The 678-nt window shown below is 60.5% G+C and carries 1 protein-coding gene; it reads left to right on the top strand.

Annotation, left to right across the window (positions count from 1 at the left end; genetic code table 11):
* Positions 1 to 315: 315 nt before the first annotated feature.
* Positions 316 to 549, top strand: coding sequence for a hypothetical protein (locus ACXJ7R_RS35450; RefSeq protein WP_457155850.1), 234 nt, complete (start codon positions 316 to 318; stop codon positions 547 to 549).
* The last annotated feature ends 129 nt before the right edge of the window (positions 550 to 678 follow it).

A 678-nucleotide genomic window follows, 5' to 3' on the forward strand; every position in this document is an offset into this window, starting at 1 on the left:
CAATTACGGTGCCAAGCTTAATTGATCCGTTGCGGGACATCTAAAGCCGCTTCACCACGCGCTCTCCCCTGGCCAGCTAAAGCCCGCGCTTTTGCGGGGAGAGCGCGGCGAACAAATCTTTCACGGTGAAAGATTTCCAAAACAGAGCCCGCCGCTCCATTCACGGCAGCGGCGGGTCGCCCCCAGGGAGGTCGATGAAATTGGGGACTTGCCGGGTGTTGGTTTGTCCGACAGTACGTCTGCCGGTGCAATTGCGGTGCCAGACGGGATTGACCCATTACGGGACAAATCGGCCTCTAGCAGCCTCACCAGCGCGTGGTCACCCTGCACATCCTCACGGCCAACAATCCCTATTCGATCATCGATCCAAAGGCGAAGCCGGGTGACAGGATGAGATTCAAGGGTGAAGTGATCTATGTCGACGAGGATCTTGGCCGTGTCACCGTGCAGGTGCTTGGCCGCGTCACGGTCGAAGCCAGTACGGTGGAACTGGTCAGGAAGTACCGGCCGCCGACCCGCAGGAAGCCGCTGCGCGACATAGTCGACTAAGCGAGAACAGCGTACAGTTCGCCAGCCGGCACCCTCTCCTTTGCCGGTCAGGCCCAGTGGTCAAACCCAGCCCCCCGCCCTTGGCTGCTGGGCCGCTAGCACGCCCTCGGGCTTTGGTCGAAAATGTAC

The organism is Mesorhizobium sp. P5_C1, assembly GCF_054049815.1.